The sequence below is a fragment of the Kocuria oceani genome (assembly GCF_029524215.1).
In the GTDB taxonomy this organism is placed as follows: domain Bacteria; phylum Actinomycetota; class Actinomycetes; order Actinomycetales; family Micrococcaceae; genus Kocuria; species Kocuria oceani.
The window spans coordinates 25,692-46,163 of record NZ_JARAMH010000015.1; the positions used below are offsets into that span (position 1 = coordinate 25,692).

The window sequence follows — 20,472 nt, forward strand, 5'->3', positions numbered from 1 at the left end:
AAATACCCCAGCCTTATCTGCCTCTGGTCAAGTGAGACCTGTACCGGACACCGTGGTCCGGGGCGGGGGCAGGGGGCCCTCTGGTGCGGCACAGGGGGGCGATTCGTCATGACAGATTTCCAAGGACGCTCGGCGCGCAGCGCCCCGTGGACAGGGAGCAGCGGCGCACGTGTGCCCGCCCCGCATCGTCCGGGAGAACCTGCGACCCACGGTTCCAGCGTTCCGGGTACTGGGTCGCGCAGGCGTCGCCTGGTCGGGGTGGACGCCGCCCGCGGGCTGGCCCTGATCGGGATGATCTCGATCCACATCCTGCCGGCCTGGGATCCGGAGACCTTCGAGTCCACCGCGCAGTGGACGGTCTTCGCCGGCCGCTCCGCGGCGCTGTTCGCGCTGTTGGCCGGGGTCGGCCTGGCCTTCAGCACCGGCGGCGGCACCCGGCATACCGGACGGGCGATGACCGCCGATCGAGTGGGGGTGGCGGTGCGCGCGCTGCTCATCGCAGGTCTGGGGCTGGCGATCAACGAGGTGATGCCGGGCAACACCATCGCCGAGGTCCCGGCGGTGAACATTCTGGTCTACTACGGGGCGTTTTTCCTGCTGGCGATCCCGTTTTTGTCCCTGTCCGCGAAGATGCTGTTCGTCTGGGCAGGGTTCTTCGCCCTGGCCGGGCCGGTGCTGATGCACCTGTTGCGGGACGTGCTGCCGGCTGTCGAGCGGTACAATCCGGCGCTGACCGACCTGGCAGGCAACCCCGGGGCCACGGCCGCCCAGTTGCTGCTGACCGGGACCTTCCCCGCCCTGCCGTATCTAGCCTATCTGCTGGCCGGGCTGGCGATCGGCCGGCTGGATCTGGCCGAGGTCCAGATCCAGGTGGCGATGCTGTCGTTCGGGGTGATACTGGCCGTGACCGCGTGGTTCGCCTCCTGGGCGCTGATTCAGCAGGCCGGCGGCTTCGAGCAGCTCGTGGCCCGCACCCCGGGACTGGACGAGGAGCTGGTCAACGACATCATCGTGTGGGGCCCCGACCCGGTGCTGCCCACGACCACCGGGTGGTGGCTGGCCGTGGCCGGCCCGTACACCAACACGCCCCTGGCCCTGGGTTTGGGCCTGGGCTGGGCGATGGCAGTACTGGCTCTCTTCCTGCTGCTGGCCCGCGGGGTCGAGAGGTGGCTGCTGCCGCTGAGCGTGATGGGTTCGATGACGCTGACCGTGTACTCCGCCCATCTGCTGGCCCTGGCCGCGGAGGTGCACTACGGCCAGCCGGTGTGGTTCCTGATCCACGTGGGTATGGCCATGGTCTTCGCTCTTTTCTGGCACCAGGCCTTCGGGCAAGGGCCGCTGGAGCGGGTGGTCGCCCGTATCGTGCGTATCGTCCGCTGGCTCGTCCTGGGCAGGCATCGGCAGGCGTGAGCCGGTTTCTCACCTGGCTCTCCTCATGGGCATATGCAGCAGGTGCGCAGACCAAGAGCGAGTCGGTAAGTCTCGTCAAGGGTGACCCGTCTGGGCAGAATCATCTGGAGCGGGCGCCCGGCTGCGGACACGATTCAGGGAGCCGTTTCTACCAATGTGGGTGGTGGGGGAAGGTCGGTGCGTCCGGGGTGCTGCTCATCAGGGGTGACTTTCAGGTCCAGCAGCGTGGATCCTTCCAGCAAGGGCAGCACCTTCCTCGCCAGCAGATCCAGGGCCGCGCCGTAGGCGGCGACAGGGGTGTCAGCCTCCAGCTGCAGGCGCAGCGATACACCGGGCGCGCCCGTTCTGCGGGCAACACCGTGATAGGCGCTGAGGGGCGCCGCCACAGCCGCGATGAAGCGCTCGTCCACACGGTGTGTGGCCCTGATCGACGCCTCGACGGCCCACTGGCTCATCGGCTCACCCCCGCCACCCGTGGCTTGGTCCTTGGCGGTATCGCTCATTGGTCCCCCCACTGTGCGCTGCCCTGTTCGAGGAAGACCCTCCATGGGGCCCGGTGATCCCCGTAGTTCCATCGTGGGAGCCAGCTGCGCACTGGGCAAACCCTGGTCAGGGCGGGAGGCGTTTATCGGTCATTGTGACGCCTTCGAGGAGCGCTTCGTGGGCGCTAAGCGCCCCCGGGACGGCGGTGGTGGGACGGATCATGTGGTGATCACGGCGCCATCATCACTGCCGATCGGCACGACGCGGAACTTGATGTGGTGCACGGCCACCGCAGGCGAAGGCTGGGCAGGTCTTCATGGAATCTTGAGAATCCCGCGACCTGGCCGCCACGTGCCTCCGAGAACCTGGAGGCAGTAGGGTCCCGGGTCCCCGGGGCCTGGGGCCTGGGATACGGCCGTTAGCCGCAGGCTACAAGGGCCCTAACGGGGCCAGCACGATCAGGGGGAGTGATGAGTGGGATGTCGCGGGCGGAAAAAACCGCCCAATCAGCACTGGATGGGGCATTGGTGCGGCCTACGCGCCGGTTGGTGGGCATCGACGCGGCCCGGGGGTTGGCGCTGATCGGGTTGATGGCCATCCACCTGCTGCCGGCCTATGACGAGGAGACCGGGGGGGCGAGCTGGTCGTGGATCCTGTTTTCGGGGGATTCGGCGGCCTTGTTCGCCCTGCTGGCCGGGGTGGGGCTGGCGTTGACCTCCGGGGGCCGTCACCCGCATCTGGGCAGGGCGATGACCGCCGACCGGGTGGGTCTGGTGGTGCGGGCCGTGCTGATCGCCGTAGTGGGGTTGTGGATCGGGACCTTGATGCCGGAGGATCCGCCGGCGTACAACATCTTGATCTACTACGGGGTGTTCTTCCTCTTGGCCATTCCCTTCCTGCATCTGGGTGCGAAGGCGTTGTTCGTCTCGGCGGCGGTCTTCGGGATCCTGGCTCCGGTCCTGATGCAAGGGTTGCGGGATGCATTGCCTGAGTTCGTCTCCTATAACCCGACGTTCACGGATCTGTTCACCGAGCCGGGGGGGACCACGGCTCAGCTGTTGCTGACCGGTAGCTACCCGGCGCTGCCGTACATGACCTACCTGCTGGTGGGGCTGGGGCTGGGGCGGTTGAACCTGCGCAAGACCGAGGTGCAAATCCGGATGCTGGTCATCGGCGTCGGGGTGACGATCTTCGCTCGAGCCACGTCGTATTTCTTGCTCTATGCCTTCGGTGGCTACGAGCGGCTGCTTGATGCCTCTTCGATGAGTGAGCACGATTTGGAGGAAGCCTTGATCTGGGGACCGGATGTGCTGCCGACGACCACGGGGTGGTGGTTGACGATCGCCACTCCGCACACCAACACCCCGTTGGCGATCGCGGCGAGCCTGGGAATGAGCCTGGCGGTGCTGGGTGTGTTCCTGCTGATTGGACAGAAGGCCGGGTCGTGGTTGCTGCCGCTGGCGGCGATGGGCGCGATGACCCTGACTTTGTACACCGCCCATCTGGTGGGGCTGTCCTTCGAGCTCCACTACGACCAGCCTTACCTGTGGTTCGTGATCAATCTGGCCTTGGCGGCCCTGTTCGCGGTGGCCTGGCAACGGGGGCTGGGACAGGGCCCCCTGGAGCGGGTGGTCAGCACCAGCGTGAAGGGCAGCCGCCGGCTGGTGCTGGGTGGATCTCCCGGCGACAGGCGCGGATAACTGCCGTGACACTACCGGAGGCACCCACCGCAGGAGAGCAGACGGTTTCCTGCGGTGGGTGCCTTCGGTAATCATCGAGAGGCCTCTAAGCGCGCACCGCGGACTCAGGTGGTGGGCCGGTGGCGGGGCAGACGGATCCGGAAGCGGGCGCCTTGCCCGAGCCCGTCGCTGGTGGCCTCCAGGGACCCGCCCTGGGCCTCCACCAGGGCTTTGCTGATGGCCAGGCCCAGGCCCGAGCCCCCGCGGTGGGCTTCTCGGCCGGTGTTGGCCCGGTAGAAGCGTTCGAAGACGTGCGGGAGATTCTCAGCGCTGATGCCTTCCCCGGTGTCGGTGACCGTGAACGTGACCGCTTCCGGGGCGTGATCGGTGTGCACGGTGATGGACCCACCGGGCGGGGTGTGGCGCAGGGCGTTCTCCAGCAGGTTGCCCAGCACCTGACCCATCCGCTCCCGATCCAGCAGCACCGGAGTGATGTCCATACCTGTGCTGATGGACGTGATCGAGACCCCCTTGCCGGCAGCGTCGGGTTCGATGGCCGCGACCGCCTGGGTAGCCAGGCGCTGGGGGTCCTGGGGAGTGAGCTGAAGGTGGGTCATACCCTCTTCGGCGGCGGTGAGCTGCCGAATGTCACGGGCCAACCGCTCTAATCGGGCAATTTGGGCGTAGAGAATCCCGGTGGTGTGCTCGTCGAGTTCGACCACCCCGTCCTCAATGCCCTCGAGGTGGCCTTTGAGGCTGGCCAGCGGGGTGCGCATCTCATGCGCCAGATCGGCCAGCAGCTGGCGCCGGGTGGTGTCCACCGCGCTGAGCTTGGCGGCCATTTCATTGAAGGAACCGGCCAGGGAGTCGAACTCCGGGCCCAGTTTCGTGGAGGTGACGCGCACGTCGTAGTTGCCTGAGGCTACCTGGCCGGCGGCTGTGGTGAAGGAGGCCAGGGACTTCCCGATCGTGCGGTGCAGATAGAAGCTGAGCACCCCGGCGATGTAGAGGGCCGGCAGCCCGCCGATGGCCAAGGCGGTGAGGCTCACCGAACGGAAAGCGTCCTCTAGGTGGACCAGCCCGGTGGCCTCATCGGCGTGGCCGGCCTGGATGAGCTCGTGGTAGAACATGGACGGCCCGACCAGCACCGCGGTGATCACCACAATGATCAGCCCGACCAGCAGCACCGCGGCCTGGGCCAGCATCAACCGCACGGTCAACGGACTCCAGGACCAGGTCTGGGTGGAGGCGGTGGCGCTCATCGCCCGGTGCCCATCCGGTAGCCGATTCCACGAATGGTGTGGATGAACCGCGGATTGGCGGCCTCATCGCCGAGCTTCTTGCGGATCCTCCCGATGTGCACATCCACCAGATGCTCATCCCCGGTCCAGGAGGTGTCCCAGACCGTTTCCACCAGTTGTCGGCGGGAGAGCACTAACTGAGGGCGGGTAGCCAGAGCCGCCAGCAGATCGAACTCGATCCGCGTCAGCCCCACCGGTTCCCCGGCCAGGTAGACCTCACGGGCGGACTCATCCACCACCAGGTCCCCAATCACCAAGCCCGGCCTCTGAGCCTCCCACCCCGCAGGCGTCTCCACGGTGGGGGTCCGGGCCCGGCGCAGCATGGCCTGCACCCGGGCCACTAGCTCGCGCGGGCTGAAGGGCTTGGTCACATAGTCATCGGCCCCTACCGACAGGCCCACAATTTTGTCGATCTCATCGTCACGGGCGGTGAGCATCAGCACATGGCAGTCCGAAAAGGTCCGCACCTGACGGCACACCTCGATCCCGTCGATGCCGGGCAACCCCAGGTCCAACACCAGCACGTCCGGGGAGAACTCCCGCACCGCGGCCACGGCCTGGACCCCGTCGTGACGCACAGCGACCTCCAGCCCGGCTTTGCGCAGATACCCCTCGATCAACTGCGCCAGATCGACTTCGTCGTCGACCACCAGCACCCGCCCAGTCGCAGAGGAGGACATCAGATCCCCTTCATCAGATCAACGCGGGTCTTCCGCGCCGGAGCGCTGGGGCGTGGCTCACTCATCGTGTTCACGGTGCTCATCTTCCCGTACCAATACCCTTCCAGGTTGTCCTCAGACCCAGCGGGTCGCCGGTGCCGTAGGGGCCCCGCTACGGCACCGGGGTCCTCACGATGGGCACGTCTGGACATCTGCAGGAATTCTCCCACCGACGGATGTGCCCACCGCGCACCCTGAACACTGCCCGAAAATCTTCTGCCGCCCACATGGGCACCGCAGCGGGTGACGGTGCCCCCGCGGCTTGAAAGGCTCCACTCACGCAGACCGTTTGCAGCGCCGTAGGCGAAGAGAAGCAGGTACACGTCATGGGCACCCAGGCAGGTGCTGCTGGATTGGTGCTCATGGATTGAGCATCGCTCCCGGCGGCGGGCGCTTCGTGGGGAAAGCGCTTCGCTAGGTGCCTGACCGAGTGAGCCGATCCCCACCCGAGAGCACGGATTGACCGGCAGGGAAACAAGGAGGGTTGAGCCCCGCATGATGGTGTAACGCTCGGTGGCCCAGTTCGTCGTCAACGATGACGCGGCCACCGTGTGATCCTTCGAGTGAACCTCTCACAGCACTCTCGAACGGAGTCATCACGATGACCGCTCCTCATATTGTCGACCCTGCCGGCCTGCTCGGCGAAGCCCTGTCCGAAGCGTCCCCGGATCTGATGCGGTCCCTGCTACAGACGATGATCAACGCGCTGCTCTCCGCCGACGCCGAGGCGGTGGTCGGCGCCGAGTGGGGCAAGCCCACCCCGACCCGGGCGGCCCAGCGCAACGGCTACCGCCACCGCGAGCTCGACACCCGCGTCGGCACCATCGACGTCGCCGTCCCGAAGCTGCGCACCGGCACGTACTTCCCCGACTGGTTGCTCGAGCGGCGCAAGCGGGCCGAGTCCGCGCTGATCACCGTGGTCGCCGACTGCTACCTCGCCGGGGTCTCGACCCGCCGGATGGACAAGCTCGTGAAGACCCTGGGCATCAACTCCCTGTCGAAGTCCCAGGTCTCCCGGATGGCCGGTGACCTCGACGAGCACGTGGAGTCCTTCCGCCACCGGCCCCTCGATACGGCCGGCCCGTTCACCTTCGTGGCCGCCGACGCGCTGACCATGAAAGTCCGTGAGGGCGGGCGCGTGGTCAACGCGGTCGTGCTCCTGGCCACCGGGGTCAACGGCGACGGGCACCGCGAGGTCCTGGGCATGCGGGTGGCCACGGCCGAGACCGGGGCGGCCTGGAACGAGTTCTTCGCCGACCTCGTGGCCCGCGGCCTGGGCGGAGTCCGCCTGCTCACCAGCGATGCCCACGCCGGGCTCAAGGACGCGATCGCGGCCAACCTGCCCGGTGCCGCCTGGCAGCGGTGCCGCACCCACTACGCGGCCAACCTCATGTCGATCTGCCCGAAGAGCATGTGGCCGGCCGTGAAGGCCATGCTGCACAGCGTCTACGACCAGCCCGACGCCGCAGCCGTGCACGCCCAGTTCGACCGCCTGATCGACTACGTCACCGAGAAGCTGCCAGCGGTGGCCGAGCACCTGGGGCAGGCCCGTGAGGACATCCTCGCGTTCACGAGCTTCCCCAAGGACGTCTGGGCCCAGATCTGGTCCAACAACCCCGCCGAGCGGTTGAACCGGGAGATCCGGCGCCGCACGGATGCGGTCGGGATCTTCCCCAACCGGCAAGCCATCGTCCGCCTCGTGGGGGCCGTGCTGGCCGAGCAGACCGACGAGTGGGCCGAGGGCCGCCGCTACCTCGGCCTCGAGGTCCTCACCCGCTGCCGGCTCACCACCGTCGCCGACACCGGAAGCGAGGTGGCCACCGACCCCCTGACCGCACTCACCGCCTGACCCTTACACGAAGGATCGCTACACCACTCGCGGGGGCTTGACCACAAGGAGGGCGCGCCCCTCTGCGAGGAGGGTCGGCGCGCCCTCAGTCGAGGAGCACTCCACCGCGCAGTCTGCGGTGCGTGCAGGGTGGTTGTCCCCAACTCCTGACGTTGCCCTTGAGCGGGAGCAATTTCGCTCTGGATCCTTGCCCGATCCATCTTGGGAATACGCCAGGCTTGCCCCTCGATTTTACTTCTCGTTCCAGCCACCAAGCCAGGCATGTCCCCTCACCACTGGGCCAAGTGATGGTGCCCAGCACAGCCACCGCAGGGCCATCGCAAGGCCAGCATGCCGCGCTCCTGCAGTGAGTCACCGGGACAGGTGTCAGCCGCCCCACCAAGATAGTGAAAGACCGGGTGCGCGGAACCTGTCTGGCCGATCAGGAACCGCACACCCGGAGACTGTGTTCGTCCGGGTTCAGCGCACGCGGATGTAGGTGGGCCCGGAACCCACGTTGACGCTGTCGACGACGGTGCTGCCGCCGTTCCAGCCCCCGTGGACGGCCTTGCCGCCACCGATGTACACGCCGATGTGGGCCGTGCCCATGCCGCCGTCGGCGTAGTAGACGAGGTCGCCGGGCTGCGCCTGGCCGGCGGAGACCTGCGTGCCCAGCGTGAAGTAATCAGCCGGCCAGCCCCGGAAGGTGATGCCAGCGGCCCGCAGGGCATTGTTCACCGCTGCGGTGCAGTCCTGTCCTACCCCGAGCTGGCCCATGGCCGCAGAGGCAATGGTGGCCCCCTTGCCGGAGGCGGAGCTCTGCGGGGCGAGGGTGCGCTCGGCCGCCGGCGCCGGGGCGGGCTTGGGCGCCGGGGCGGTAACCGGGGTCGGGACCGGCTTCGGGGCCTCGACGACGGGTGCGGCCTGAACCACCGGGGCGGGTACCGGGGTGACGACGGGCTTCGGCGCAGGGGCGGCCTGGGCCGCGGGAGCCGCCTGGGCCACGGCGGGAGCTGCCTGCACCACAGAGGCCGCCTGCACGGCCGGCTGCGGGGCGACCACGGGCTTCGGGGCCTCGGCCTTGGGCTCTACCTTCGCGGTCTTCTGCTCGGTCTTGGTCACGTGGGCGACCGGTTCGAGGGACACGGTGGGGGCGGCCGACGGGGTGGCTGCGGCGACGGCCGACAGCGGGGCGTCGGTAGCGGCGCCCTCCTGGGCCGGGGCGGCCTGCACGGAGACGGTGGTGGCCAGGGCCAGGCCCGAGAAGGCCGCGACGGCGGCCACGGTGCGGGCCTTGCCGGTGAACAACGAGCCGATGCCGTTGGAGGAGTTCACGTCACGAGTCATGGGGATTCAGGAGGCTTTCTGGAGGGCCGGGCAGATCTACCGGAACGGTGCGGTGACAGCACGGATTACCCCGGGCAGGGGTGCGAGGTGTCACGGTGGCCGGCAGTGCGGCGATCCGGATCAGGAGTACCGTGCACGGCGGATGAGTGGAGGAGAGGTGCGGTGTCCGTAAAGGACGAGAAGCTCGTGCGGAGAGGCTGGGACTCTCATGCGCAGCAGACGGAGTGCCCAGGGCCCTCCGCGACGACCCCGGTCGTTGCGGAGGGCGAGCCGGGTCAGCGGTAGGTGTAGTAGCCGTCCACCGGCATGGCGTCCACGGAGTGGACGAAGGTGCCCTGGATGGGGTTGAGCGCCGAAATTATCTTGCCACCACCGATGTAGATCCCAATGTGCCCGCCGCCACGCATGGAGACCAGGTCCCCGGGCTGGGGGTTGGCGGTCGGGGTGGCTGCGGCGATCTGCTGGTAGCTGGTGCGGGGGATGTCAATGCCGTTCTGGGCGTAGACCCACTGGGTGAACCCGGAGCAGTCCCAGGCGCCGAAGGCAGTGCCACCCCAGACGTAGCCGGTGCCCTCGCCCTGCATGGCAGTGGCCACCAGGCCGGCGGAGGAGGAATCGGCCCCAAGGGGGGTGATGTCCGCGGACTGGGTCGACAGGCTCGCGGTGGTGGCGGTCTGCTCGGGCGCCGAGGCCTGGGACGCCGGGGTGGCCACGGGCTGGGCAGCGGCCGGAGCCTGGTAGGTATTGGTGGCGAAGTTGGCCGCCGAAGAAGCGACGGGCGCCCACGAGGTGGTGCTGGAGGCTACGGGGATCTCGGCGTAGGCCTGGGCCGGGGCGATGGAGCCGATGAGTGCCGCACCGGCGGCGGCGGCGATCGTGGTGTTGCGCACCGCACTCGAGGTGATTCCGGCGCGGTGGCGGGCAGTGTTCTGCTTGAAAAGCGACATGGGTGAGTTCCTCCCTTTGCCTACGAGGTGAGCTGTCGGATGCGGGTGGGAGACACCCGGCCACCCCGGACGCATGCGTCCTGGGCGACTTAACCCCAAGGCCCGGATCACCGGGACCGAAAATGGTTCCCCCGCTTCTGCCAAGCGATATCTCTTCAAGGACCCCGGGCACCGGCAGAATTCGGCGATGTGCACGAGGGCGCCGACCAGATCGATCATCGGCACGCAGTGGACAGTAGCCCATCCATAACGAAAGTGTCACGTTTAGGTCACGGCCTGGATTCTTCCCTCGGCCGGGGCTGAGAAGCCGGACTCCCGGCCCCGGGAAGGCTCGTTCCGGAAGAGATAGGTTCGTCGCCCAGTGGACCTCGTCACCCAGCTATTGGCCGACCCGGGACCGGATGACTAGGCAAAATGGCATCGTGGCGCGCATTTCGCTGGACACAGTCGACGACGACAAGGGGCCTAGGACTACGCGTAGTCTCCAGCGTTGCTTGGGCAAGTACCAAGGTTCCGTGAGGGAATCTTCGAGGTGGCTCACAGTTTGGGAAGGTCTCGGGGCGCCTTTTCGAGGTGCACGGCGGGATTTCTTCACGGAATCTCTATATTCGGCCCGCTGCACCGATGTGCAAGTCAGTCGATGGGATGCAGTTGCGCACCACTGAGGTGTTGATCTTCATCAAATCTTCAAACTTTCGGGGCGCGTCACACGGAAACGGCAGTCTACGGTCGATGACATGGCGGGCTGGCTCCGGCCGGTTCGTCTCCTGCTGAACCGATGAAGGAGCAAGTCATGACTCATCACGTGAGCGCGATGCTGGAGACCTACCCGAAGGACCTCGGTGGGGTGGACAAGGAGAAGCTGGCCGCCTGCATCGAGGCCTGTTTCGAGTGCGCCCAGACCTGCACCGCCTGCGCCGATGCGTGCCTGTCCGAGGACATGGTCGCGGAGCTGACCAAGTGCATCCGCACCAACCTGGACTGCGCGGATCTGTGCGAGGTCACCGGGCGGGTGCTCTCCCGGCACACCGGCTACGACGCCAACATCACCCTGGATACGATCCGGGCCTGCCAGATGGCCTGCAAGGCGTGCGCCGATGAGTGCGAGAAGCACGCGGACATGCACGAGCACTGCCGGATCTGTGCTGAGGCCTGCCGGCGCTGCGAGGCCGCCTGCGCCGAGCTGGTCGCCTCCCTGGGCTGAGCAGAACCTGCGCTGACCCATCACCCGGGCGGCGGAGGCGGTGAGAAGGCCCGTGGCCGGCTGGGATCGGCGCCACGGGTGGGATCCCAGACCTTTAGACCTGGTCTCGTAACTCTTCTACCTGACGCAGTCGGCGGAAGTTGATGAGCGTGACGGCGAGCAAGAGCAGCGGGAGCAGCGTGGCTGCAGTGCGGTCGTAACGGATCCCGAGACGCTTGAACCGCAGGACCCAGGAGATGGTGCGCTCCACGACCCAGCGGTGCCGGCCCAGGTGGGTCTTGGCCTCGATTCCGCGCCGGGCGATCCGGACCTTGATGCCTCGCCGGTGCAGGTAGCGGCGGCACCTCGGGTAGTCGTAGCCCTTGTCCGCGTGCAGCTTCTCCGGCCGGCGGCGGGGCCGCCCCGGACGCCTTCGCCGGCCACGCACACTCGGGTTGGTCTCCAGCAACGGCTCGAAGAGTTTGCTGTCGTGGACGTTTGCGGCTGAGGCCAGCACATGCAGGGGCAGCCCGGCCGCGTCGGTGAGCAGGTGGTACTTCGTCCCCGGTTTCCCGCGGTCGGTGGGGTTCGGGCCGGTCAGCTCGCCCCCCTTTTGGCACGTACGGACACCGCGTCGATACTGGCCCGCGACCAGTCGAGGATCTCCTGCTCGGAGAGCTCCTCGAGCACTGCCCGGTGCAGCTTCTCCCACACCCCGGCCCCCTGCCACTGCCTGAGCCGGCGCCAGGCGGTGTGCCCGGACCCGCAGCCCAGGGCCGGGGGCAGGTCCCGCCAACGGCACCCGGTGTGCAGCACGAACAGGATCCCCTCCAGTGCCGCCCGGTCCTCGATCCGGGGTCGCCCACCGGGCCCTCGAGGTGGTGGCTGGGGTGGGATCAGCGGGGCGATCAGCTCCCACAGACGGTCATCGACCATCCACGACTGCGTCCTCGTCGTCATGCAGGCACTGTGGACCGTTCCCAGGCAGGTGGGCAACGACCGATCAGGTTTTGAGACCAGGTCTTAGGGGTCAGGGCACCGCCATGACGCACCTGCCGCCCGGGTGATGCACCCAATGCACGAGGAAGTCACCAGAGGAACGAGGACAATGACGACGAACGCGGGTGCTCGCAACCGGAGCCACGAAGACAAGGCCGGCCACCACGGCACATCGAACCGGATGTACTGGATCTTCGCGGCCATCCTGCTGGTCAACCTGGGGTTGATGTGGGTCCTGACGATGTCGATGATCCGTACCTGGGACCACTTCTACTTCAATCCCAGCAACCTCTACATGGCGTTCATCATGGTCACCGCGATGGCCGTGCTCATGGTCATCGGCATGTGGTCGATGTTCAAGAACACCAAGATCAACATCGCCCTGCTCGTCGGCTTCCTCGCCCTGTTCATCGCGACGCTGCTCCTCGGGCGTGCCGAGGCTGGAGTGGGTAACGAGGGGTTCTTGAAATCGATGATCCCGCACCACTCCCGGGCCATCCTGGTCTGCCAGGAATCGAACATCACCGACCCGGAGATCCAGGACCTGTGCGCCACCATCGTGGAGACCCAGCAGGAGGAGATCGCCCAGATGCAGGAGATCCTCAAGCGCTACGAATGATCCGCCGAGCGGAGGTGCCGTCCTGGGCTGGACCACGGGTCGCCGGTACCTGATGTGAACCGCTGACCGGGGGAGGCCGCGGAGCGGCATCCCCCGGTGCAAGAGGGAACTTGGTCGGGCGCCCGGCCCGAGCGCCCCGCCTGGTTTCCTCTCCCCCGTCTCCGGCACCGCAGACGGGCTCGTGCCTTTCATCATGGCGAACCATGGTCCGCCCGAGGCCGCCCAGCTGGTGGTTGAACCGGTTTCATCCTCCGGGCCTGTTCGCACCGAAAGAGAGACCTGACCATGCCTCACACCCCGAGTCGCGGCCGCCGTATCACCGCAGCTGCTTCCAGCCTCGCCCTCGCTGCAACCTTGCTGGGGGGAGCAACCGTTCCAGCCTCCGCCCACCAGTGGAGCGCCGTCACTGCGATCTCCACCGACAGCCAACCAGAGATGCTCCAGCCGGACCCGACCTCACCGACCGCCTACGAGTTCGGCGAGACCTTGGCGACCCTGGAAGGCGAGGAATTGGAGATCACCTTCCTGGCCGAGATCATCGGCCACCACAGGACCGCCATCGAGATGGCCCAGCTGGAGCTCGAGCGCGGGGCCAGCCCGGACATCCGCACCCACGCGGAGAACATCATCGCCAACCAGCAGCACCAGATCGACCAGTTCACCCGGTGGCTCGACGAGTGGTACGGGCTGACCCCCGAGGAAGCCATGGCCCAGGCCCCGGCAGAAGCCCAGGAGGAGATGAAGATCCTGGAGGAGGAGACCCAGATGATGGTCGAGAAGCTGTCGGCCGTGGAGGCTGGCGAGGACTTCGACATCGCCTTCGTGCAAAAGATGATCCCGCACCACCAAAGCGGGATCATCGAGTTCCTGGAGCCGCAGTCGCGCGCCGTGCACCCGCAGCTGCGGGTGGCGGCCACCGCGGGGATCACCGCCCAACAGGCCCAGGTCGCTGATTTCCGCACCTGGCTCGCCGGCCGCGGCTGATCACCGAGCTGAAGCGGCGCGATCGGTGGGGGGTGATCCGTTAGGGTGGCCCCCACTGATCAACGACAGACTTCGATGTTCCGACCGCGCGAAAGGGGAGACCGTCGTGTACTCCGGGATCGTGGCCATGGCCCTGGTGGCGCTGTCGGTCGTCGTTCTCCTCTATGCACTCCACCGCGTTGCCGCCATCGCCGCCGACCCGCTGACGGTTCTGCCCACCCAGTCCGGGTGGATGCCGCAGGAGCACGCGCTGTCCCGATTCCACGCCCGCTGGTACCTCGCCTCGATCGTGTTCCTGGCCTTCGACGTCGAGATGCTCTTCATGTATCCGTGGGCGGTGGTAGTGATCGAGAAGGGGATCTCCGCGGTGGTGGAGATGTTCCTGTTCCTCGGGGCCCTGCTCGTCGCCGTGGCCTGGGCCTGGCGGGAAGGAGCCTTCCGATGGGCCTGAGCGGTGCTCTCGCCCGGCTCGCGGTCCGGGCCGCCCAGGTCCTCGTCGTCGAGGTCCCGGGTCAGTGGGCGACTCGGATGGAGCTCGAGCACCAGCTGCTCCGCCGCGGGTGGCGGCCGGCGTGGACACCGGCGGATGCGGACGTGCTCGCGGTGTGCGGTGTGCCCGGTCCTGAGCTCTCGGAGCTGGTGGACCGCCTCTGGGAGCAGATGCCCGGTCCCCGCGTCCGCGCCGACATCACCTCGCCCGGAACTGTGGGCTCCGCCCTCGACGACGCCGCAGCGCTCCTGCTCGACACCCCGCAGCACCGGACCGACGCCCAGGAGCGGGCGCAGGAGCCCGAGATCCCCGACGACGCGGATCATGGGGGTCACGGGGGCATGGACCACGGCGAGATGGACCACGGCGAGATGGACCACGGCGAGATGGACCACGGCGAGATGGACCACGGCGAGATGGACCACGGCGAGATGGACCACGGCGGGATGGACCACGGCGGGATGGACCACGGCGGGATGGACCACGGCGGGATGGACCACGGCGGGATGGACCACGGCGGGATGGACCACGGCGGGATGGACCACGGGGGTCATGGCGGCATGGACCACAGCGGGCACGGCGGCCACGGTGGGATGGACATGGCTCCGGGGGGCATCCCCTTGGCGCAGGGCGGGGAGGACCGTGACGGACTGGAGATGGACGTGCTCCATCTTCCGCTCGGTCCCGTGCTGCCGTTCTGGCCGGCCGGGCTCGTGCTGCGCTGTTCGTTGCAGGGGGATGTCGTGGTCGACGCCGAAGCCTCCGTGGTCGACGCCGAGGACCACGGCCCCGGAGCGGCCGGCCCGTGTCCTGGTCCCGCGCCGGCGGCGGTGGTGTGGTGCGACCAGGTCGTGGCGCTGCTGGCCCTGGCCGGGGCCGAGGACGCGGCGGCCGGCGCCCGCCGCGCCCGGGACGCCCTCCTGCACGGTGATCAAGACGCCGCCCGGACCGCCGCCGAGCGGCTGCACCGGACGGTCCGGAGATCACGACTGCTCCGCTGGTCGCTGCGGGGCGTGCTGCCGCTCGACCCGTCCGCTCCGGAGCGCCACGGGTTGCCGCGGCACTGCCTCGGGGACGCCCACGACCGGCTGCTGTCCCGGGTGGAACGGATCCGGGCCGAGGCCGGTGGCGCGGAGCCGGTCCCGGTGGAGGGCGGCGCGGTGCCGTGGGCGGTGCTGCCGGAGCTGGTGACCGGACTGGAGCTGGGCGCCGTGCGGTTGGCCGTGGCGAGCCTGGATCTCGAGCCGCATCCTGCCGTCCAGGAGGTGGGGCATGGCTGAGAGCGTGGTGACGACCGTTCCCGGCGGGTGGGCGGTGCTGGCGGGGATTCTCCTGTGCGGGCTGGCCTTCTTCGCGGTGGCGCTGGATGCGGTGCTCTCGGCGCGGGCGCAGGGCAGCAGCGGGGGCTGGTCGGCGCCGCTGAGCCGCACGGTGAGGCTGCTGCGGCAGCGGTGCCGGGTCACCGTGGCCGCGGACACGCTGCTGTGGCGGGTCGGTGGCGCGGGCATGCTGGTCGGGGCGTTCCTGATGATCGCGGTGCTCCCGCTGGGGGAGTGGACGCTGGCGGACCTGGACGTCGGTGTCGTGTGGTTCAACACCGTGGACGTCATGGTCTGGGCGCTGGTCTGGCTGGTGGGGTGGGGCGCGAACTCCGCCCACGGCTTGGTGGGCGGCTACCGCTTCCTGGCCCACGGGCTGGCCTACGAGCTGCCGTTGATGTTCGCGCTGGTGGCCCCGGCGATCGCCGCCGGCAGTCTGGCCGTGGGGGATGTGGCGGCCGCGCAGGACGGGGTGTGGTTCGTGGTGTGGATGCCGGTGGCGTTCCTCGTCTTCCTCATCGGCGTGACGGGCTTCTCCGTGTGGGGCCCGTTCGCCCCGGCGCTGGCCGCGGACATCACCGGTGGGGTATTGGCCGAGCTCTCGGGGGTCGACCGTCTCGTCTTCCAGGCCGGGCGCTACCTGTTCCTGGCCGCCGGTGCCGCCTTCTCGGTGCCGCTGTTCCTCGGGGGTGGGGCCGGGCCGGTCCTGCCTGGCTGGGCGTGGGTGCTGGTGAAGACCGTGGCAGTGCTGGCGGTGCTTGTGTGGTTGCGGCGGAAGGTTCCGCTGCTGCGCCCGGACCGGTTTATGGAGGTCGGGTGGGTGGTCCTGCTCCCGGCCGCCGTGGTTCAGGACCTGGTCGTGTCCCTCGTCGTCGTGTGGAAGGGCTGAGCCGTGCTGGTCGGAATCGTGTTCTGGGTGTTCGCCGTGGTGGCGGTGGCCGCGGGAGTGGCCGTGTTCGTGGTGGACTCCATGGCCCGGGCCACCTATGCCCTGGCGCTGTCCTTCATCGCCGTGGGGGTGCAGATCCTGTTGCTGGGCCAGAGCTACCTGGGGATCATCACGATCCTCATGATGGTGATGGAGATGGCGGTGATGGCGGTCTACATGGTGATGTTCATGGGCATGAACCCGGCGCTGATGCCCATGGACATGACCCACGGGAAGAAGACCGCGATCGGCGCCTCGGCCGGGGTCTTCGTGCTGCTGGCCGCCGGCGCCCTGCTCGTCCCGTGGCCGCAGCGGCGCGGCGCCCCGCCCGAGGACCTCACGCACGCGCTGGGCCTGGAGATCATGGGCGAGAAGATGCTGGTCATGGCCGTGGTGGGCCCGGTCATGGTGGCCACCATCGTGGCCGGGGTGGTCTTGGCCGCCCACCGCACCCGTTACGACCGGTTCGGTGACGATCTGCGCCGCCGCCCGGCCGAGGACCCGCAGCCGGGAGGTGTGGGCCGGTGACCCTGGAAGCGGTGCTGGTCGTGGCCTCCGCGCTGTTCGCGGTGGGGCTCTACGGGGCCCTGTCCCAGCAGGTGGTGGTGATGGTGATGATGGGCCTGGAGCTGATGATCAACGGGGTGCTCCTGGCCGCGGCAGGGTTCTGGTGGTTCCTGGCCCCGGACCCCTCCGGGCAGGTGCTGCTGCTGGTGGTCCTGGCGGCCATGACCGTGGAGATGGCCATGGGCTTCGCCGTGGCCACGCTGCTGCACCGCAGGCGGCAGACCGACATGACCGACATGGCCGAGGAGCTCTCCCGATGACCGCGGCCCAGTCCGTGCTGCTGGCCGTGGTGGTGCTCCCGGCCACCGTGGGGGCGGTGCTCGCCCTCACCCGGGCGGAGCGGGCCGCGGCCCCGGTCGCGATGTCGACCGCTGCGCTGACCACGGTGCTGGCGGCCGCCGCCGCCCTGACGCGGCCGGCCCTGGCGTATCCGTTCGTGGCCGGGGCCGACTTCGCGCTGGAGGTCGACGCCCTCGCGGCACTGACCCTCCCGATGGTCGCGGGAGTGACCCTGTTGGTGCTGGTCTTCGCGGCCGGCAGCATTCGAGAGGGACGACCGCGGTTCCACGGGCTGATGCTGGTCTTCGCCGCCGCGGCCCTGGCCACGGTCACGGCCGCGAGCCTGCCGGCGCTGCTGTTCGCCTGGGAGCTGATGGGCGCGACCTCCTACGCGCTGATCGGGTTCTGGTGGCGGGACGCCGATCGCGTCTCGGCTGGGCTCACCGCCTTCGTCACCACCCGCACCGCGGACCTGGGGCTCTACGTCGCCGCCGGGGCCGCCCTGGCGGGCGGGGCCGGGATGGCGCTGTCTGCCCTGCCGGCGGCGGAGGGCCCGTGGCGGCACGTGGTCGCGGCTGGGATCCTGGTGGCGGCGCTGGGCAAGGCGGCGCAGCTGCCGTTCTCGTTCTGGCTGTCGGGGGCGATGAAGGGCCCCAGCCCGGTGAGTGCGCTGCTGCATTCGGCGGCGATGGTGGCCATGGGCGGCTACCTGCTGCTGCGCGTGGAGCCGCTGCTGGCCTCTACCGGGTGGGCGGGCCCGGCCGCGGCGTGGATCGGGGTGGTCACCGCGGTGCTGATGGGGATCGTGGCGCTGGCCCAGCGGGAGCTCAAGCAGCTGCTGGCGGCCTCCACGGTGGCGCAGCTGGGTTTCGTGGTGCTGGCCGCCGGGGTGGGCGCGGTCAGCGGCGGGGCGGCCCACCTGGTGGCCCACGCCTCCACCAAGGCGCTGCTGTTCCTGGCCGCCGGGGCGTGGCTGACAGCACTGGGCACCGAGGAGCTCGCGGCACTGCGCGGGTCGGGCCGCCGGTGGCGGGTGGTGGGCGTGACCGCGACCGTGGGGGCACTGGCCCTGGCCGGGATCGCCCCGCTGTCTTTGTGGGCGACCAAGGACGCGGTGCTGGCCGGGGCCCTCGAGGCCTCGGTGTGGCTCTACGCCGCCGGGCTCGTGGCGGCGGCCCTGTCGGCGGCCTACGCGGGCAAGGTCCTGTGGACGATCTGGCGCCGAGGTGTCCGTACGGAGGCCGCGGAAGGGGGCACCGGGAAGGTGGGGGTGCTGGAGCAGGCCCCGCTGGTCGTGCTCGCCGCCGGGGCGGCCGTGCTGGGGGTCCTGGCCCTGCCCCCGGTCAGTTGGACCCTGGCCGAGGCCTTGGGCGGGCACGGTGCGGTCTCGCCCGTGGAGCTGCTGGTCTCGGCCGCGATCGCCCTGATCGTCCTGCTGCTGATGTTGCGCCTGCGCGCCCCCGAGCCGGGCTGGGCCGCGGGGTGGCTGGGGCTGGAGGCCGCCGCGCACGCCGTCGTCGTGCGCCCCGCGCTGGGTCTGGCGCAGACCCTGGCACGGTTCGACGACCTCGTCCTGGACCGCGCCGTGACCGCCGCGGCCGGGGCCGTCCCGGTGCTGGCCCGGGCCGCGGCCCGGTTCGACGACCGGGTCCTCGACACCGGGGTCGAGGCCACCGCGCACGCCGCCGAGGTGGTCGGCCGGGGCGCGGCCCGGCTCGACGACACGGTCGTGGACGGCGCCGTCGAGGGCCTCGCCGGCCGGGTCCGCCGGCTCGGGCAGCTGGCCCGGGCCCCGCAGACCGGGGCCGTCCACCAGTACTTCCTCCAGGCCGTCGCGGTGCTCGCCGTCGGCGTCGTGGCCTGGTCCGTCTACGCCGTGATGGGATGAGCATGCTGAGTCTGATCGTCTTCCTGCCCCTGGCGGTCGCCGCCGTCCTGGCCGTGGTGCCTGCGATCGGGCCCGCGGCCGCGCGGTGGGCGTGGGTGGCGGTGAGCGTCGTGGAGCTGCTGCTCGTGGGCGTGCTGTGGGCCGGCTACGAGGACCCGGGTCCCAACGGGCTGGCGTTCGAGGAGCAGGTGCCGTGGATCCCCGGGGTCAACAGCAGCTACCACGTGGGCGTGGACGGGCTCTCCCTGCCGCTGCTGGCCATGACGGCCGTGGTGTTCCTGGCCTGTGCCGTCTACGCCCTGCGGGACGCGGACCGGCCCCGTGCGCAGGCCGCACTCTTCCTGTTCCTGCAGGGCGTGAGCATGGGCGTGTTCGTGGCGGCCGACCTCATCCTGTTCTTCGTCTTCTTCGATCTCTCCATCGTGGGCATGTACTTCGTGATCGCCGGGTGGGGCCACGGCAACGCGGCCCGCTCGGCGCTGAAGTTCTTCCTCTACACGTTCCTGGGCTCCCTGGCCCTGCTGCTGGGCTTCATCGGGCTCTACGTCGCCTCGGACCCGCACACCTTCGACATCCCCGAGCTCGTCGCCACGACGCCGCTGGCGGGCGAGCCGCTCACCGGGGGGCTGGTGCTCGCGGCGATCCTGGTGGGCCTGGCCGTGAAGACCCCCACCGTGCCCTTCCACACCTGGCTCCCCCCGGCCCACACCGACGCCCCGGCCACCGGCTCGGCCGTGCTGGCGGGGGTGCTGCTGAAGATGGGCACCTACGGGTTCGTGCGCATCGCCATGCCGATGCTGCCCGAGGCGTGGCGGGCGTGGGCCTGGGTGATCGTGGCCGTGGGCGTCGTCTCGGTGCTCTACGGGGCGTTCGTGGCCCTGGCCCAGACGGATCTCAAGCGGATGATCGCCTACACCTCCGTCAACCACATGGGCTACATCGTCCTGGCCCTGGGCGCGGTCGGGCTCCTGGCCGAGGACGCCGCCCAGGCCCGTTCCGTGGCGGTCACCGGCGCGGTCGTGCAGATGGTCAGCCACGGGCTGATCACCGCCGCCCTGTTCCTGCTCGCCGGGGTGATGCAGGACCGGGCCGGCACCTACGACATGGGCTCCTACGGCGGGCTGGCCGCTCCCGCCCCGCGCTACGCGGCGCTGTTCGCGGTGGGGGCCTTCGCCTCCCTGGGGCTGCCCGGGTTCTCCGGGTTCATCGCCGAGTTCCAGATCTTCGCCGGCAGCATCGCGGTTGCCCCGGTCACCGCGGTCGCCCTGCTGGGCATCCTGGTCACCGCCGCCCTGTTCCTGCGGGCCCTGCAGCGGGTCTTCACCGGCCCCGCGGCCGGGCACACCCCCGGGTTCGCGGACCTCCGGGCGCGGGAGCTGTGGTCCGCCGGTCCCCTGCTGGGCCTGTCCCTGCTCATCGGCGTGCTGCCCCGGGTGCTGCTCGAGGTGATCGAGCCGGCCTCTGCGGCCCTCGTGAGCCTGGTCGGGCGGTAGCCGGTGGAG

Annotated in this window: 19 protein-coding genes and 1 riboswitch; of the genes, 13 read left to right on the forward strand and 6 right to left on the reverse strand. The window is 69.4% G+C overall.

All coding sequences use genetic code 11. The features are described from left to right. Positions 1–258: 258 nt before the first annotated feature. Positions 259–1,410, forward strand: a complete 1,152-nt coding sequence (locus PU704_RS15025; RefSeq protein WP_277551891.1) for a heparan-alpha-glucosaminide N-acetyltransferase domain-containing protein — start codon at positions 259–261, stop codon at positions 1,408–1,410. Positions 1,411–1,544: 134 nt separating this feature from the next. On the opposite strand, the gene PU704_RS15030 is transcribed toward PU704_RS15025, so the two are convergent. After that, positions 1,545–1,913: a hypothetical protein gene (locus PU704_RS15030; protein ID WP_277551892.1), complete on the reverse strand. Its 369-nt coding sequence runs from the start codon at positions 1,911–1,913 to the stop codon at positions 1,545–1,547. 528 nt (positions 1,914–2,441) lie between these two features. Between PU704_RS15030 and PU704_RS15035 the strand changes: the two genes are divergently transcribed. Then, complete coding sequence (locus tag PU704_RS15035; RefSeq protein ID WP_277551893.1) at positions 2,442–3,593, forward strand: heparan-alpha-glucosaminide N-acetyltransferase domain-containing protein; 1,152 nt, start codon at positions 2,442–2,444, stop codon at positions 3,591–3,593. A gap of 104 nt (positions 3,594–3,697) precedes the next feature. Here the strand turns inward: PU704_RS15035 and PU704_RS15040 are convergent, their stop codons facing one another. Together PU704_RS15040 and PU704_RS15045 are read right to left on the reverse strand one after the other, a co-directional pair. Beyond that, entirely contained in the window at positions 3,698–4,834 is a 1,137-nt protein-coding gene (locus PU704_RS15040; RefSeq protein ID WP_277551894.1) for a sensor histidine kinase, read from the reverse strand. Further along, entirely contained in the window at positions 4,831–5,529 is a 699-nt protein-coding gene (locus PU704_RS15045; RefSeq protein WP_277551895.1) for a response regulator transcription factor, read from the reverse strand. Before PU704_RS15045 ends, PU704_RS15040 begins: the two co-directional genes overlap by 4 nt. Before the next feature lie 664 nt (positions 5,530–6,193). Here PU704_RS15045 and PU704_RS15050 point away from each other — a divergent pair. Then, positions 6,194–7,441, forward strand: a complete 1,248-nt coding sequence (locus PU704_RS15050; protein WP_277551896.1) for an IS256 family transposase — start codon at positions 6,194–6,196, stop codon at positions 7,439–7,441. Positions 7,442–7,900: 459 nt separating this feature from the next. Here PU704_RS15050 and PU704_RS15055 read toward each other — a convergent pair whose 3' ends face one another. Further along, positions 7,901–8,767: a C40 family peptidase gene (locus tag PU704_RS15055; protein WP_277551897.1), complete on the reverse strand. Its 867-nt coding sequence runs from the start codon at positions 8,765–8,767 to the stop codon at positions 7,901–7,903. 275 nt (positions 8,768–9,042) lie between these two features. Next, positions 9,043–9,714 carry a C40 family peptidase gene (locus PU704_RS15060; protein ID WP_277551898.1) on the reverse strand — a complete coding sequence of 224 codons (672 nt, stop codon included), beginning with the start codon at positions 9,712–9,714 and terminating at the stop codon, positions 9,043–9,045. A gap of 5 nt (positions 9,715–9,719) precedes the next feature. Continuing rightward, a riboswitch (cyclic di-AMP (ydaO/yuaA leader) is annotated at positions 9,720–9,911 on the reverse strand. A gap of 596 nt (positions 9,912–10,507) precedes the next feature. On the opposite strand from PU704_RS15060, the gene PU704_RS15065 reads away from it, so the two are divergent. Continuing rightward, positions 10,508–10,918: a four-helix bundle copper-binding protein gene (locus PU704_RS15065; protein ID WP_277551899.1), complete on the forward strand. Its 411-nt coding sequence runs from the start codon at positions 10,508–10,510 to the stop codon at positions 10,916–10,918. A 94-nt stretch (positions 10,919–11,012) separates the two neighbouring features. Here PU704_RS15065 and PU704_RS15070 read toward each other — a convergent pair. Continuing rightward, positions 11,013–11,833 (reverse strand): IS5 family transposase gene (locus tag PU704_RS15070; protein WP_380113362.1). Its coding sequence is split into 2 segments (ribosomal slippage): positions 11,013–11,512 and positions 11,512–11,833, totalling 822 coding nucleotides; the frame shifts between segments, so codons are not numbered across the junction. 172 nt (positions 11,834–12,005) lie between these two features. Between PU704_RS15070 and PU704_RS15075 the strand changes: the two genes are divergently transcribed. From PU704_RS15075 to PU704_RS15115, 9 genes are all read left to right on the forward strand, one after another. Then, positions 12,006–12,515 (forward strand): DUF305 domain-containing protein, encoded by a 510-nt coding sequence (locus PU704_RS15075; protein ID WP_277551901.1) that lies wholly within the window; start codon positions 12,006–12,008, stop codon positions 12,513–12,515. Positions 12,516–12,950: 435 nt separating this feature from the next. Next, on the forward strand, positions 12,951–13,499 hold the full coding sequence (locus tag PU704_RS15080) for a DUF305 domain-containing protein (protein ID WP_277551902.1): 549 nt from the start codon (positions 12,951–12,953) through the stop codon (positions 13,497–13,499). A 106-nt stretch (positions 13,500–13,605) separates the two neighbouring features. Next, positions 13,606–13,950, forward strand: coding sequence for an NADH-quinone oxidoreductase subunit A (locus tag PU704_RS15085; protein ID WP_277551903.1), 345 nt, complete (start codon positions 13,606–13,608; stop codon positions 13,948–13,950). Continuing rightward, the gene (locus tag PU704_RS15090; RefSeq protein WP_277551904.1) at positions 13,941–15,269 is read left to right on the forward strand and encodes a hypothetical protein; all 1,329 of its coding nucleotides are present in this window, start codon (positions 13,941–13,943) and stop codon (positions 15,267–15,269) included. The genes PU704_RS15085 and PU704_RS15090 overlap by 10 nt, the downstream gene beginning before the upstream one ends. Beyond that, positions 15,262–16,197 carry a complex I subunit 1 family protein gene (locus tag PU704_RS15095; RefSeq protein WP_277551905.1) on the forward strand — a complete coding sequence of 312 codons (936 nt, stop codon included), beginning with the start codon at positions 15,262–15,264 and terminating at the stop codon, positions 16,195–16,197. Before PU704_RS15090 ends, PU704_RS15095 begins: the two co-directional genes overlap by 8 nt. Before the next feature lie 3 nt (positions 16,198–16,200). Further along, positions 16,201–16,764 carry an NADH-quinone oxidoreductase subunit J gene (locus PU704_RS15100; RefSeq protein ID WP_277551906.1) on the forward strand — a complete coding sequence of 188 codons (564 nt, stop codon included), beginning with the start codon at positions 16,201–16,203 and terminating at the stop codon, positions 16,762–16,764. After that, positions 16,761–17,063, forward strand: a complete 303-nt coding sequence (locus PU704_RS15105; protein WP_138976438.1) for an NADH-quinone oxidoreductase subunit NuoK — start codon at positions 16,761–16,763, stop codon at positions 17,061–17,063. Before PU704_RS15100 ends, PU704_RS15105 begins: the two co-directional genes overlap by 4 nt. Beyond that, entirely contained in the window at positions 17,060–18,970 is a 1,911-nt protein-coding gene (locus PU704_RS15110; RefSeq protein WP_277551907.1) for an NADH-quinone oxidoreductase subunit 5 family protein, read from the forward strand. Before PU704_RS15105 ends, PU704_RS15110 begins: the two co-directional genes overlap by 4 nt. Then, positions 18,967–20,463, forward strand: a complete 1,497-nt coding sequence (locus PU704_RS15115; RefSeq protein ID WP_277551908.1) for a complex I subunit 4 family protein — start codon at positions 18,967–18,969, stop codon at positions 20,461–20,463. Before PU704_RS15110 ends, PU704_RS15115 begins: the two co-directional genes overlap by 4 nt. The last annotated feature ends 9 nt before the right edge of the window (positions 20,464–20,472 follow it).